The 13984-nt window shown below is 61.6% G+C and carries 11 protein-coding genes; all 11 read right to left on the bottom strand.

From position 1 onward, the window contains the following. Window positions 1–174 precede the first annotated feature (174 nt). Window positions 175–1638: an NADH-quinone oxidoreductase subunit NuoN gene (gene nuoN / locus V6607_RS20500; protein ID WP_003219557.1), complete on the bottom strand. Its 1464-nt coding sequence runs from the start codon at window positions 1636–1638 to the stop codon at window positions 175–177. A 7-nt stretch (window positions 1639–1645) separates the two neighbouring features. Then, the gene (gene nuoM / locus V6607_RS20495) at window positions 1646–3178 is read right to left on the bottom strand and encodes an NADH-quinone oxidoreductase subunit M (protein ID WP_003219558.1); all 1533 of its coding nucleotides are present in this window, start codon (window positions 3176–3178) and stop codon (window positions 1646–1648) included. Between the two features lie 49 nt (window positions 3179–3227). Then, the gene (gene nuoL / locus V6607_RS20490; RefSeq protein ID WP_003219559.1) at window positions 3228–5081 is read right to left on the bottom strand and encodes an NADH-quinone oxidoreductase subunit L; all 1854 of its coding nucleotides are present in this window, start codon (window positions 5079–5081) and stop codon (window positions 3228–3230) included. Beyond that, a complete protein-coding gene (gene nuoK / locus V6607_RS20485; protein WP_003219560.1) occupies window positions 5078–5386 on the bottom strand; it encodes an NADH-quinone oxidoreductase subunit NuoK in 309 nt (102 codons plus the stop codon). The genes nuoL and nuoK overlap by 4 nt, the downstream gene beginning before the upstream one ends. Before the next feature lie 2 nt (window positions 5387–5388). After that, window positions 5389–5892 (bottom strand): NADH-quinone oxidoreductase subunit J, encoded by a 504-nt coding sequence (nuoJ, locus tag V6607_RS20480; RefSeq protein ID WP_003219561.1) that lies wholly within the window; start codon window positions 5890–5892, stop codon window positions 5389–5391. Window positions 5893–5901: 9 nt separating this feature from the next. Beyond that, window positions 5902–6450 (bottom strand): NADH-quinone oxidoreductase subunit NuoI, encoded by a 549-nt coding sequence (gene nuoI / locus V6607_RS20475; protein ID WP_003174725.1) that lies wholly within the window; start codon window positions 6448–6450, stop codon window positions 5902–5904. An 11-nt stretch (window positions 6451–6461) separates the two neighbouring features. Continuing rightward, complete coding sequence (gene nuoH, locus V6607_RS20470; protein ID WP_003219563.1) at window positions 6462–7469, bottom strand: NADH-quinone oxidoreductase subunit NuoH; 1008 nt, start codon at window positions 7467–7469, stop codon at window positions 6462–6464. Next, a complete protein-coding gene (gene nuoG / locus V6607_RS20465; protein WP_008432794.1) occupies window positions 7466–10180 on the bottom strand; it encodes an NADH-quinone oxidoreductase subunit NuoG in 2715 nt (904 codons plus the stop codon). The genes nuoH and nuoG overlap by 4 nt, the downstream gene beginning before the upstream one ends. A 135-nt stretch (window positions 10181–10315) precedes the next feature. After that, complete coding sequence (nuoF, locus tag V6607_RS20460; protein ID WP_003219566.1) at window positions 10316–11671, bottom strand: NADH-quinone oxidoreductase subunit NuoF; 1356 nt, start codon at window positions 11669–11671, stop codon at window positions 10316–10318. After that, entirely contained in the window at window positions 11668–12165 is a 498-nt protein-coding gene (nuoE, locus tag V6607_RS20455; RefSeq protein WP_003219568.1) for an NADH-quinone oxidoreductase subunit NuoE, read from the bottom strand. Before nuoE ends, nuoF begins: the two co-directional genes overlap by 4 nt. A 2-nt stretch (window positions 12166–12167) precedes the next feature. Beyond that, on the bottom strand, window positions 12168–13952 hold the full coding sequence (gene nuoC, locus V6607_RS20450) for an NADH-quinone oxidoreductase subunit C/D (RefSeq protein ID WP_003219570.1): 1785 nt from the start codon (window positions 13950–13952) through the stop codon (window positions 12168–12170). Between the last annotated feature and the right edge of the window lie 32 nt (window positions 13953–13984).

Raw genomic sequence — 13984 nt, 5'->3', positions numbered from 1 at the left:
GGGATGTTTCCTAAAACGCAACCACGATACGAGCGACCCAGGCAGGGTGATGCCGGAAGGGGAGGCATCTCGACGAGGAAAATTCCCTTTGTGTGTCAGACAACAAATTAATACGCCAGAAACGCAAAACGGCGCCCGAAGGCGCCGTTTTGCTTGCTGCGTTTAACTAAGCGATCAACCCGCCATCACCGCATGCTGCACCAGGGTGAGCAACGGTTGTGGGTACACACCCAGGAAGAACGCCAGCAGGGCGATTGCCAGCAGCATCACGCCGCCTGCTTTCTGTTCCCAGTGCAACTCGGCGTCCACACGGCGCAGGTTTGGCTCGATCAGGTACAAGGTCACCATCACGCGCAGGTAGTAGAAAACGCCGATGGCGCTGCCCAGTACCAGGGAAGCAACCAACCACCATTCGTGCGCTTCAACACCGGTGGCCACGATGTAGAACTTGCCGATGAAGCCCGCAGTCAGCGGGATACCCGCCAGGGACAGCATCATCACGGTCAGTACGGCGGTCAGGTACGGACGGCGCCAGAACAGCCCGCGGTATTCGTACAGGGCGTCGGCGTCGCGGCCTTTGTAAGGCGAGGACATCAGCGTGATCACACCGAATGCACCCAGGCTTGTGATCACGTAGGTGACCAGGTACACGCCGATGGCTTCCATCGCCAGGCCCTTGCTCGCCACCAGGGCGATCAGCAGGTAACCGAAGTGCGCGATGGACGAATAACCCAGCAGACGCTTGAGGTTGTTCTGGGTCAGCGCCAGCAGGTTGCCGAACAGGATCGAAGCGATGGCGATGATGGTCAGCACGTTGCTGAGTACACCGGTGTTGGCCGCAGGGGAGATCTGGAACAGACGCACCATCACGGCAAACACGGCGACTTTCGACGCGGTAGCCAGGAAAGCAGCCACCGGCGCCGGGGCGCCTTCGTACACGTCCGGGGTCCACAGGTGGAACGGCACCAGCGACAGCTTGAACGCCAGGCCGATCAGCATCATGGCCAGGCCCAGTTGGGCGATTGGCGCTGGGCTGCCGGAGGCTGCCAGGGCGTGACCGATACCGCTGAAGCTCAGGCTGCCGGCTTCTGCGTAGAGCAGGGCCATACCGAACAACAGGAATGCCGAACCGGCAGCCGACAGCACCATGTACTTGATGCCGGCTTCCAGGGAGCGCTTGTTGAAGAAGGCATACGCTACCAGGCCGTAGACCGGGATCGACAGCAGTTCCAGGCCGATGAACAAGCCGGCCAGGTGCTGCGCGCTGACCAGCACGATACCACCGGCCGCAGCCAGCAGGATCAGCAGGTACAGCTCTTCGCGGTTGCCCGGGTAGCCGGTGCCGCCTTCGCCGAGGTAGGCGTGGGCAAGCGTGACGCAGGCCAGGGTAGCAACCAGGATCAACGCGATATACAGCAGCGCGAAGTCATCGACCATCATCAGCGGGGTCACGGCCAGTGGCGCGACCTTGAGTGCCGGGATAATCGACAGCAGGGCCAGGTTCAAGCCCGCACAGGACAGCAGGAACGTTTGCGAGTGATTGCGGCGCCAGGCGATCGCCAGCATCACCACCACGATGGTGAGGCTGGTGATCAGCAGCGGCGCAAGCGCGATAAAGTGTTGGATCGTGAATTCCATAGCGCTCTTACCGGGCCGAAGCGAGTTGAGAGAAGGCGGTGCCGAACCACTGCTGCACGCCATGCATCGTTGCGGCAGAAGTATCCAGGAACGGTTGCGGGTACACGCCGATAAACACCAGCAGTACCGCAAGGCCGAGCACCATGATCAGTTCGCGACCGTCCATGCCGTGCAACACGGTGTCGGACTTGGCCGGACCGAAGTATGCGCGGTGGATCATGATCAGCGAGTAGACCGAACCGAACACCAGGCCAGACGTAGCGATCGCACTGACCCACGGCGTATGCACGAAGGCACCCATCAGGATCAGGAACTCGCCGATGAAGTTGCCGGTACCCGGCAAGCCCAGGGATGCGGCGGCGAAGAACAGGCTGATGGCCGGCAGGTAGGCGATACGTGACCACACGCCACCCATCTCGCGCATGTCACGAGTGTGCAGGCGCTCGTACAGTTGGCCGCTGAGGATAAACAGTGCCGCTGCCGACACACCGTGAGCCAGCATCTGGATCACGGCGCCTTGCAGCGCCAGTTGGCTGCCGGAGTAGATGCCGATCAGTACGAAGCCCATGTGGGAAACGGACGAGAAGGCAATCAGACGCTTGATGTCGGTTTGGGCGAAGGCCAGGAACGCACCGTAGAAGATCCCGATCAGACCGAGGGTCATGGCGATCGGCGCGAACTCGGCCGAGGCATTCGGGAACAGCGGCAGGGCGAAACGCAGCAGGCCGTAGGCCGCCGTCTTCAACAGGATACCGGCCAGGTCTACGGAACCTGCAGTCGGCGCCTGGGCGTGAGCGTCAGGCAACCAGGAGTGGAATGGCACCACCGGCAGCTTCACCGCGAACGCGATGAAGAAGCCCAGCATCAGGATGTACTCGGTGGTCAGGGACATCTTGGTTTTCAACAGGTCGGCGTAGTTGAACGTGATCACGCCCGTGCTGTTGAAGTTGACCAGTACCAGGCCCAGGATCGCCACCAACATGATCAGGCCGGAAGCCTGGGTGAAGATGAAGAACTTGGTCGCCGCGTAGATCCGGGTTTTCTTGCCGTCCGAAGAACTGTGACCCCAGAGCGCGATGAGGAAGTACATCGGCACCAGCATCATTTCCCAGAAGAAGAAGAACATGAACAGGTCGAGGGCGAGGAACACGCCGACAACGCCGCCCAGGATCCACATCAGGTTCAGGTGGAAGAAGCCCACGTGACGCTGGATCTCTTTCCAGGAGCAGAGTACCGAGAGGATACCCAGCAGGCCGGTCAGCAGGATCATCAACAGCGACAGGCCGTCGAGGGCCAGGTGCACGTTGATGCCGAAGCGCTGGATCCACACGTGCTTGAATTCAAGCGCGAAGGTGGGATCGACACCCGGTGCCGGAGCAAATGAATAGTCACCGTGGGCCCACAGCCAGAGGCCGAGCGCGAGTTCCAGGGACATGGTCAGCAACGCAATCCAGCGGGGGAGGGTGGCGCCGAAGCGTTCACCCATCCAGCAGAGCAGGCCGCCGATAAAGGGGATCAGGATTAGCCAGGGCAGAATCATGACGGGCTCGTTTCCTTTCGCAAGTTCGCAAAGTTCGCAATGTGCATAGTCAGACCGCGACCACGATGATGGCGCCGATTACCAGGACGGCACCGGCCGCCATGGAAGCTGCATACCAGCGCAATTGGCCGGTCTCGCTGCGGCTCAGGGCGGTGTGACCGGCCTTGGCGGCACGCGGGATCAAACCGATGGTTTGGTCGAGCGGGTCTTTGCGCAGTACGTGGCTGATCGCAAGGTACGGCTTGACGAACAGTTTGTCGTAGATCCAGTCGAAGCCCCAGGCAGCGAACCACCAGGCCGAAAGGAAGCGGCCAATGCCACTGTTGGCGATGGCGGTGACGAAGCGGCGCTTGCCGAGGAACAGCAGGGCCGCCAGCAGGATACCCGCGATGGCGATGGCGCCCGAGGCGATTTCCAGGCTGTGCTTGGCTGCACCACCGGCATGGCCGGCGCTTTCCGGCAAAACACCGGCCAGTGGCGGGGTGATCATGGCGCCGACGAAGGTCGACAGGATGATCAGCACCGACAGTGGCAGCCAGTGGGAAATGCCATGGCCTGCGTGGGCTTCAGTCTTGGCTTCACCGTGGAACGTGATGAAGATCAGGCGGAAGGTGTACAGCGAGGTCATGAACGCACCTACCAGGCCGGCGTACAGCAGGCCGTGGTTACCGCTGGCAAAGGCTTCCCAGAGGATTTCGTCTTTCGAGTAGAAACCTGCGGTCACCAGTGGCAGGGCCGACAAGGCCGCGCCGCCGACGATGAAGCTGGCGTAGGCCAACGGCAGTTTCTTCCACAGGCCGCCCATCTTGAAGATGTTCTGCTCGTGGTGGCAGGCAACGATCACCGCACCGGAAGCAAGGAACAGCAGGGCCTTGAAGAAGGCGTGGGTCATCAGGTGGAAGATCGCGCCGTCCCAGGCGCCAACGCCCAGGGCCAGGAACATGTAGCCGATCTGGCTCATGGTCGAGTAGGCGAGGATACGCTTGATGTCGGTCTGAACCAGGGCAGCAAAACCTGCCAGTACCAGGGTCACGCCACCCACCAGGCCCACCAGATGCAGAATCTCCGGCGCCAGGGTGAACAGGCCGTGGGTACGGGCAATCAGGTAGACACCGGCGGTTACCATGGTTGCGGCGTGGATCAGTGCCGAAACCGGGGTAGGACCGGCCATCGCATCCGCCAGCCAGGTTTGCAGCGGCAGTTGTGCGGATTTACCGACAGCGCCACCCAGCAGCATCAGGGTAGCCAGGGTGATCCAGAAGTCGCCGACCTGGAATTTCTGCGGTGCCAGCACCAGCAGTTCCTGGATGTTCAGCGTGCCCACCTGTTGGAACAGGATGAACAGGCCGATGGCCATGAACACGTCACCGATCCGGGTCACGATAAAGGCTTTGAGTGCGGCGTTACCGTTGTTGCGGTTGCTGTAGTAGAAACCGATCAACAGGTACGAGCACAGGCCCACGCCTTCCCAGCCGAAGTACAGGAACAACAGGTTATCGCCCAGCACCAGGAACAGCATGCTGGCGATAAACAGGTTGGTGTAGGCGAAGAAGCGCGAGTAACCGGCTTCACCGCGCATGTACCAGGACGCGAACAGGTGGATCAGGAAGCCCACACCCACCACCACGCCGAGCATGGTGATCGACAGGCCGTCGACGTAGAGGGCGAAGTTGGGCTTGAAGCCCTCCACCGACATCCACTGCCACAACACCAGGGTGTAGTGACCGCCTTCAGGCGGTGCGACGTTGAATTGCCAGATGACGTAGGCGGCGACAATTGCCGACAGGCCGATGGAACCCACGCCGACCAGGGCCGAGAGGTTTTCCGACCAGCGTCCACGGGAGAACGACAGCAGCAGGAAACCGATCAGGGGAAATACGAAAGTCAGAAAGATCATGTTCATCCGCGCATCTCACTGGCAGCGTCGATATCAAGCGTGTGGAAGCGACGATACAGTTGCAGCAGGATCGCCAGGCCAATACTGGCCTCGGCGGCTGCCAGGCTGATCACCAGGATGAACATCACTTGTCCATCCGGCTGGCCCCAACGGCTACCGGCCACGATGAACGCGAGTGCCGCGGCGTTCATCATGATTTCCAGGCTCATCAACACGAACAGAATGTTGCGGCGAACCATCAGGCCGACCAGGCCAAGGCAGAACAGGATGCCGGCGACCGCCAGACCATGCTCCAAAGGGATAGCAGGCATCGTCATTGCTCCTTGGCTTCGTTGCGGCCCAAGTGGAAGGCGGTGATGGCTGCAGCGAGCAGCAGCATCGAAGCCAGTTCGACCACCAGCAGGTACGGGCCGAACAGGCTGATGCCCACGGCTTTCGCGTCTACGGTGGTGTGGCCGATGGCCTGGCCGCTCTGGTGAGCGAACAGCACATACAGCAGTTCACCCAGCAGCAGGGCTGCGAGGATCACCGGGCCGAGCCAGATGCCGGGCTTGAGCCAGACGCGTTCCTGGGCGACAGACGCCGGCCCCAGGTTGAGCATCATCACCACAAACACGAACAGCACCATGATGGCGCCGGCGTAGGCGATCACTTCCAGTACACCGGCGAACGGTGCGCCGAGGCTGAAGAAGGTCATGGCCACGGCGATCAGCGAAATGATCAGGTAGAGCAGGGCGTGCACGGGGTTAGTGTTGGTGATCACGCGAAGCGTGGACACCACTGCAATACCCGATGCGAAATAGAAAGCGAATTCCATCTTTCTTCCTTAAGGCAGCAAGCTCTTCACGTTGATCGGCTCGGCTTCGTTTTGTGCGGCGCCTTTCGGCTTACCGGCAACGGCCATACCTGCAACACGATAGAAGTTGTAATCAGGGTTTTTACCGGGACCAGAGATCAGCAGATCTTCTTTCTCGTACACCAGGTCCTGACGTTTGAACTCGGCCATCTCGAAATCCGGTGTCAGCTGGATCGCGGTGGTCGGGCAAGCTTCCTCGCAGAGGCCGCAGAAAATGCAGCGCGAGAAGTTGATGCGGAAGAAGTCCGGGTACCAGCGACCGTCTTCGGTTTCAGCTTTCTGCAGCGAGATGCAACCCACCGGGCACGCCACGGCGCACAGGTTGCAGGCCACGCAGCGCTCTTCGCCGTCGGGGTCGCGGGTCAGGACAATGCGGCCGCGATAACGCGGCGGCAGGTACACCGCTTCTTCCGGGTATTGCAGGGTGTCGCGTTTGCGAAAGCCGTGACCGAACACCATCACCAGGCTTCGCAACTGGGTACCGGTACCCTTAACGATGTCGCCAATATATTTGAACATGGGTCAAATCCTCACTGAACCGCGCCCGCTGGCGTGTTCAACAACACAACGGCAGCAGTCACCAGCAAATTGATCAGGGTCAGCGGCAGGCAGAATCGCCAGCTGAAATCCATCACCTGGTCATACCGTGGACGCGGGATGGAAGCGCGCAGCAGGATGAACAGCATGATGAAGAACGCGGTCTTCAGGAAGAACCAGAAGAACGCCAGCTGCGGCAGGATGCCGAACGGACCGTGCCAGCCGCCGAAGAACAGCGTGACCAGCAGGGCCGAGATCAAGATGATGCCGATGTATTCACCAACGAAGAACATGCCCCATTTCATGCCGGCGTATTCAATGTGGTAACCGTCGGCCAGTTCCTGTTCCGCTTCCGGCTGGTCGAACGGGTGACGGTGAGTCACGGCGACGCCAGCGATGAAGAACGTACAGAAGCCGAAGAACTGCGGAATGATGAACCACAGGTTCTGCGCCTGGTACTCGACGATGTCGCGCATGTTGAACGAGCCCACCTGCACCACGATGCCCATCAGCGCGAGGCCCATGAACACTTCGTAGGACACGGTCTGGGCCGAGGCCCGCAAGCTGCCCAGCAGGGCGAACTTGTTGTTGCTCGACCAACCGGCGAACAGCACCGCGTAGACCGACAGGCCGGCCATGGCGAAGAAGAACAGCAAGCCGATGTTCAGGTCCGCCACGCCCCAGGTCGGGGTGATCGGGATGATTGCGAAGGCAATCAGCAAGGCGCTCATGGCCACGACCGGTGCCAGGGTGAAGATCACCTTGTCGGCAAACGGCGGGGTCCAGTCTTCCTTGAAGAACATTTTCAGCATGTCGGCGGCGATCTGGAACATACCAAACGGGCCAACGCGGTTCGGACCGTAACGGTCCTGCCACCAGCCCAGCAGGCGACGTTCGACGAAGCTGAGCAGGGCGCCCGCCACGACCACGGCCAACAGGATCACGATGGCCTTGACCACCGCGATGATCACGTCGATCACTTCAGGGGTGAACCAGGTCATTGAGCTGCCTCCTGCAGACCGTCAACGGTAAGGCCGAAGATCGCCGGAGGAATCCCCGCGAGGCCTTTTGGCAATGCAACCAGGCCAGCACCCAACTCTTCGTCGATGCGCAGCGGCAGACGCAGGGTCTTGCCGGCGACGTTCACGCTGAGCAGGGCACCGTCGTTGACGCCCAGGCGGTCGGCTTCGGACTTGGCTACGGACACGTAGGCGGCTGGAATGCGCTCTTGTACCGGCGCGGCTTTGGAAGAAGTCTCTTCGCTGCCGAACAGGTGGAAGAACGGCACAACCTGCCAGGTACCCTGGGCCGGGTTGAACGGACGCGGAACGCTGGCGAACCAGTTCAGCGAGTCACCGGTGCTTTCGATCAGGCGGGTGCCCGGGTCGCCGGCACGGATGTGGCCACCGACTTCGTCCTGGAACTTGTTCCAGGCTTGCGGCGAGTTCCAGCCCGGCGACCAGGCGAAAGGCACCTGCTGACGTGGCTCGACCGAACCCGAGTAACCTTCCATGGAGAAGGCAAACGCGGTGTCGTTGTCTTGCGGTGTACGTGGCTCATGCACGCTGATGTCAGCCCGCATGGCGGTACGGCCGGAGTAACGCAGCGGTTCACGGGCGAGTTTCATGCCCTTGATGCGGAACGAGGCAGACGGTGCAGCGTCGACGATGCGTGCCAGTTGCGGTGCGGCTGCGGCTGTGGCGGCAGTCACGTGGTCGAGCTGGGTCCAGTCGATCGGCTGGTTCAGCAGGGTGGCGCGCAGGGCATGCAGCCAGCGCCAGCCTTCGTGAACCAGGATGCTGGCGTCCATGTACTTCGGATCGAACACCTGGAAGAAGCGCTGGGCGCGGCCTTCCTGGCTGACCAGGGTACCGTCGCCTTCAGCAAAGCTGGCGGCGGGCAGTACCAGGTGGGCACGGTCGCTGGTGGCGGTTTTCTGGTGGTCGGCAACGATCACCACTTTGGCCGCGTTCAGCGCTGCGTCGACCTTGGCCGAATCAGTGCGGGTGTACAGGTCGTTTTCCAGTACCACGATCGCATCGGCGCTGCCGTCGGTCACGGCTTGCAGGGCGGCGTCCAGGGACTCGCCACCGAGCATGGCCAGGCCAAGGCTGTTGGCCTCTGGCACGATCAGGCTGATGGAACCGTTCTTCTCGCGCAGCTTCAAGGCTTTGGCAATGTTGGCAGCGGCTTCGATCAGCGCCTTGGAACCCAGCGAGGTACCGGCAATGATCAATGGACGCTTGGCGGCCAGCAGGGCGTCGGCGATGCGCTTGGCCAGTTCAGCGGCTTCAGCGTCCAGGCCTTCTACGGCAGGCGCGCTGGCGTCGAGGGCGTGGGCCACGGCGAAACCGATGCGGGCCAGGTCGTCAGGCGCGGCGTGTACGCATTCTTCTGCGATGTCGTCGAGCTTGGTGGCGGTCAGGCTGGCGATAAACAGCGGGTTCAGCGCGTGCTGGCCGATGTTTTTCACCGCAGCGTCGAGCCATGGCTGGACGCGCATGGCGTCGGCCATGTCTTCGGCCTTGCCTTTTACCGACTGGCGCAGGGACAGGGCGACACGGGCAGCGGTCTGGGTCAGGTCTTCACCGAGGACGAAGATCGCGTCATGGTCTTCGATGTCGCGCATGTTCGGAACCGGCAGCGGGCTGTCGTTCAAGACTTGCAGCACGAGGCGGATGCGCTCCAGTTCACCGGCTTCGATACCCGAGTAGAAGTGCTCGGCACCCACCAGTTCGCGCAACGCGTAGTTGCTTTCGAGGCTGGCGCGGGGCGAACCGATACCGACGATGTTGCGACCGCGCAGCAGGTCAGCGGCTTTATCCAGTGCTTCGTCGAGGCTCAACTTGGCGCCGTCGGCCAGCAGTGGCTGACGTGGGCGGTCTTCGCGGTTGACGTAGCCATAGCCGAAACGGCCACGGTCGCACAGGAAGTACTGGTTGACCGAACCGTTGAAGCGGTTTTCGATCCGACGCAGTTCGCCGTAGCGCTCACCCGGGGAGATGTTGCAACCGCTGGAGCAGCCATGGCAGATGCTCGGCGAGAACTGCATGTCCCACTTGCGGTTGTAGCGCTCGGAGTGAGTCTTGTCGGTGAACACACCGGTCGGGCAGACCTCGGTGAGGTTGCCGGAGAATTCACTTTCCAGGGTGCCGTCTTCAACGCGACCGAAGTACACGTTGTCGTGGGCGCCAAACACACCGAGGTCGGTACCGCCGGCGTAGTCCTTATAGAAGCGCACGCAGCGGTAGCAAGCGATGCAGCGGTTCATCTCGTGGGAAATGAACGGGCCCAGTTGCTGGTTCTGGTGGGTACGCTTGGTGAAGCGATACCGGCGCTCGTTGTGGCCGGTCATCACGGTCATGTCTTGCAGGTGGCAGTGGCCGCCTTCCTCACACACAGGGCAGTCGTGCGGGTGGTTGGTCATCAGCCATTCGACGACGCTGGCGCGAAACACTTTCGCTTCTTCGTCTTCGATGGAGATCCAGCTGCCGTCGGTGGCAGGGGTCATGCAGGACATGACGATACGACCACGGGTGTCGTTCTCGTCGGTGTACTGCTTGACCGCGCACTGGCGGCAAGCGCCAACGCTGCCAAGGGCGGGGTGCCAGCAGAAATATGGAATGTCGAGGCCTAGCGACAGACACGCCTGTAACAGGTTGTCTGCCCCATCGACTTCGAGCTCTTTGCCGTCTACGTGGATAGTGGCCATGGTTCAAAGTTCTTCGTTGGCCCGGTGTCAGCGGGCGTGGCTAATGGAATCTTGTTATTCATGTGCATCAACACAGCCTTGAAGGCGTCAGCACATGAGAAAGCGAAGGGCACGGACCCTTCGCCTTTTTAAGCGTTACGCGCCGACTACGATCGGCCTTGCCAGAGGCGGGACGGCGGCGCTGGTAGGCGCGATGCCGGCTTCGAACTCCGAGCGGAAGTATTTGATCGCGCTGCCCAATGGCTCCACGGCGCCCGGTGCGTGAGCACAGAAGGTCTTGCCTGGGCCGAGGAAACCGACCAGACCCAGCAGGGTCTCGATGTCGCCCTCGCGGCCTTCGCCGTTTTCCAGGGCCATCAGCAGCTTGACGCTCCATGGCAAACCGTCGCGGCACGGGGTGCAGAAGCCACAGGATTCGCGGGAGAAGAATTGCTCCATGTTGCGCAGCAACGACACCATGTTCACGGTGTTGTCCACGGCCATGGCCAGGCCGGTACCCATACGGGTGCCCACCTTGCCGATGCCGCCGGCGTACATTTGAGCGTCCAGGTGTTCTGGCAACAGGAAGCCGGTACCGGCGCCGCCTGGCTGCCAGGCCTTGAGGGTGTAGCCATCGCGCATGCCGCCGGCGTAGTCCTCGAACAGCTCGCGTGCGGTCACGCCGAAAGGCAGTTCCCACAGGCCCGGGTTCTTGACCTTGCCGGAGAAGCCCATGAGCTTGGTGCCCATGTCTTCGCTGCCTTCGCGGGCCAACGATTTGTACCACTCCACGCCGTCGCCGATGATTGCCGGCACGTTGCACAGGGTTTCAACGTTGTTCACGCAGGTCGGCTTGCCCCACACGCCCACGGCGGCAGGGAAGGGCGGCTTGGAACGCGGGTTGGCGCGGCGGCCTTCGAGGGAGTTGATCAGTGCGGTTTCTTCACCGCAGATATAACGCCCGGCGCCGGTGTGCACGAACAGTTCGAAGTCGAAACCCGAACCAAGGATGTTCTTGCCCAGCAGGCCAGCGGCCTTGGCTTCTTCCACGGCACGGTTCAGGTGCTTGGCGGCGGTGGTGTATTCGCCACGCAGGAAGATGTAGCCACGGTAGGTTTTCAGCGCGCGGGCACTGATCAGCATGCCTTCGATCAGCAGATGGGGCAGTTGCTCCATCAGCATGCGGTCTTTCCAGGTGTTCGGCTCCATTTCATCCGCGTTGCACAGCAGGTAGCGGATGTTGATGGATTCGTCTTTTGGCATCAGGCCCCACTTGACACCGGTGGGGAAGCCTGCACCGCCGCGGCCCTTAAGGCCTGCGTCTTTCACGGTCTGGACGATGTCGTCCTGGGCCATGTCGGCAAAGGCTTTGCGCGCGGCCGCGTAACCGTTCTTGGCCTGGTACTCGTCAAGCCATACAGGCTCGCCGTCGTCACGCAGGCGCCAGGTCAGCGGGTGAGTCTCGGCCGACCGCTTGATGCGGTTGGCAGGGCCGAAGGAAGTCAGGGTCATGGGTAGCCCTCGAGCAATTGGGTGACGCCAGCAGGCTGCACGTCGCCGAATGTGTCGTCGTCGATCATCAACGCCGGCGCCTTGTCACAGTTGCCCAGGCAGCACACCGGCAGTAGCGTGAAGCGCCCGTCCGGAGTGGTTTGGCCCAGGCCGATGCCCAGCTTGCTCTGGATCTCGCTGACCACGGACTCGTGGCCACCGATGTAGCAGACCATGCTGTCGCACACGCGAATGATGTGGCGGCCGACCGGCTGGCGGAAGATCTGGCTGTAGAACGTCGCCACGCCTTCAACGTCGCTGGCGGGGATGCCGAGGATCTCGCCGATGGCGTAGAGGGCGCCGTCCGGCACCCAGCCACGTTCCTTCTGGACGATCTTCAAGGCTTCGATCGACGCCGCGCGCGGGTCTTCGTAGTGATGCAGCTCGTGCTCGATGGCCGAGCGCTCGGTTTCACTCAAGGTGAAACGGTCTGTCTGGATAAGCGTGCTATTCATGCTTAGCGGTCCACGTCGGCCATAACGAAATCGATACTACCCAGGTACGCAATCAAGTCCGCGACCATTTCACCTTTGATCACCGAAGGGATCTGCTGCAGGTGCGGGAAGCTTGGCGTGCGAATCCGGGTGCGGTAGCTCATGGTGCCGCCATCGCTCGTCAGGTAATAACTGTTGATACCCTTGGTCGCTTCGATCATCTGGAAGGACTCGTTGGCCGGCATTACCGGGCCCCACGAAACCTGCAGGAAGTGCGTGATCAGGGTTTCGATGTGTTGCAGCGTGCGCTCTTTCGGCGGCGGCGTGGTCAGCGGGTGATCCGCCTTGTACGGGCCTTCCGGCATGTTGCGCATGCACTGTTCGATGATCTTCAGGCTCTGGCGCATTTCTTCGACGCGCACGATGCAGCGGTCGTAGGCATCGCCGTTGGCCGCCAGCGGCACTTCGAATTCGAAGTTCTGGTAGCCGGAGTACGGGCGTGCTTTACGCAGGTCGAAATCGCAACCGGTGGAACGCAGGCCAGCACCGGTGACGCCCCATTCCAGGGCCTCTTTGGTGTTGTACTGGGCGACGCCGATGGTCCGGCCCTTGAGGATGCTGTTGTCCAGGGCGGCTTTCTGGTATTCGTCCAGACGCTTGGGCATCCAGTCGATGAATTCCTTGACCAGGCGTTCCCAGCCACGCGGCAGGTCGTGGGCGACGCCGCCGATGCGGTACCAGGCCGGGTGCAGGCGGAAACCGGTGATGGCTTCGATGACCTTGTACGCACGCTGACGGTCGGTGAAGGTGAAGAACACCGGGGTCATGGCGCCGACGTCCTGGATATAGGTACCCAGGAACAGCAGGTGGCTGGTGATCCGGAAGAACTCGGCCATCATGATGCGGATGGTGTCGACCTTGTCCGGCACCTTGATGCCGGCCAGCTTCTCGACCGAGAGCACGTACGGCAGGTTGTTCATCACGCCGCCGAGGTAGTCGATACGGTCGGTGTACGGGATGAAGCTGTGCCACGACTGACGCTCGGCCATCTTCTCGGCACCACGGTGGTGGTAGCCGATGTCCGGTACGCAGTCGACGATTTCTTCGCCGTCCAGTTGCAGGATGATGCGGAAGGCACCGTGAGCAGAAGGGTGGTTCGGGCCCAGGTTGAGGAACATGTAGTCCTCGTTGGTGCCGGAGCGCTTCATGCCCCAGTCTTCCGGACGGAAGCGCGCAGCCTCTTCTTCAAGCTGTTGCTTGGCGAGGGTCAGGCTGAATGGATCGAATTCGGTGGCGCGGGCAGGGAAGTCCTTGCGCAGCGGGTGACCTTCCCAGGTCGGCGGCATCATGATGCGCGACAGGTGCGGGTGGCCCGGGAAATCGATGCCGAACATGTCCCACACTTCACGCTCGTACCAGTTGGCGTTGGGCCAGATACCGGTCACGGTCGGAACGCTCAGGTCGCTCTCGGAGAGGGCCACCTTGATCATCACGTCGCTGTTACGTTCAAGCGACATCAAGTGGTAGAACACGGTGAAGTCGGCGCCGCTCGGCAGCCCCTGGCGCTTGGTGCGCAGGCGCTCGTCCACGCCATGCAGGTCATAGAGCATGACGTACGGCTTGGGCAGGTTGCGCAGGAAGCTCAGGACTTCGACGAGCCTGGCACGCGCCACCCACAGCACCGGCATGCCGGTGCGTGTGGCCTGGGCGGTGAAGGCGTCAGGGCCAAAACGGTTGTTGAGTTCGACGACCACATCCTGGTCGTCTGCCTTATAAGGCGGGATGTACAGAGCACTGCCTGTAGTCATGGTTTTTTATCGCTTTCGGTCAACGTAAAGAA

Origin of the sequence: Pseudomonas sp. KK18 (assembly GCF_037094675.1) — a bacterium.
Lineage (GTDB): Bacteria > Pseudomonadota > Gammaproteobacteria > Pseudomonadales > Pseudomonadaceae > Aquipseudomonas.
Note: the sequence above shows the minus strand (reverse complement) of the source record. Positions and strands in the feature narration are given on the sequence as shown.

Bases quoted from the DNA above. Each gene is read 5' to 3' on its own strand.
- nuoI (WP_003174725.1), bottom strand. From the start codon at position 6,450: ATGTTCAAATATATTGGCGACATCGTTAAGGGTACCGGTACCCAGTTG.
- nuoK (WP_003219560.1), bottom strand. From the start codon at position 5,386: ATGCCTGCTATCCCTTTGGAGCATGGTCTGGCGGTCGCCGGCATCCTG.
- nuoM (WP_003219558.1), bottom strand. From the start codon at position 3,178: ATGATTCTGCCCTGGCTAATCCTGATCCCCTTTATCGGCGGCCTGCTC.
- nuoE (WP_003219568.1), bottom strand. From the start codon at position 12,165: ATGAATAGCACGCTTATCCAGACAGACCGTTTCACCTTGAGTGAAACC.
- nuoH (WP_003219563.1), bottom strand. From the start codon at position 7,469: ATGACCTGGTTCACCCCTGAAGTGATCGACGTGATCATCGCGGTGGTC.
- nuoJ (WP_003219561.1), bottom strand. From the start codon at position 5,892: ATGGAATTCGCTTTCTATTTCGCATCGGGTATTGCAGTGGTGTCCACG.
- nuoC (WP_003219570.1), bottom strand. From the start codon at position 13,952: ATGACTACAGGCAGTGCTCTGTACATCCCGCCTTATAAGGCAGACGAC.
- nuoG (WP_008432794.1), bottom strand. From the start codon at position 10,180: ATGGCCACTATCCACGTAGACGGCAAAGAGCTCGAAGTCGATGGGGCA.
- nuoF (WP_003219566.1), bottom strand. From the start codon at position 11,671: ATGACCCTGACTTCCTTCGGCCCTGCCAACCGCATCAAGCGGTCGGCC.
- nuoN (WP_003219557.1), bottom strand. From the start codon at position 1,638: ATGGAATTCACGATCCAACACTTTATCGCGCTTGCGCCGCTGCTGATC.
- nuoL (WP_003219559.1), bottom strand. From the start codon at position 5,081: ATGAACATGATCTTTCTGACTTTCGTATTTCCCCTGATCGGTTTCCTG.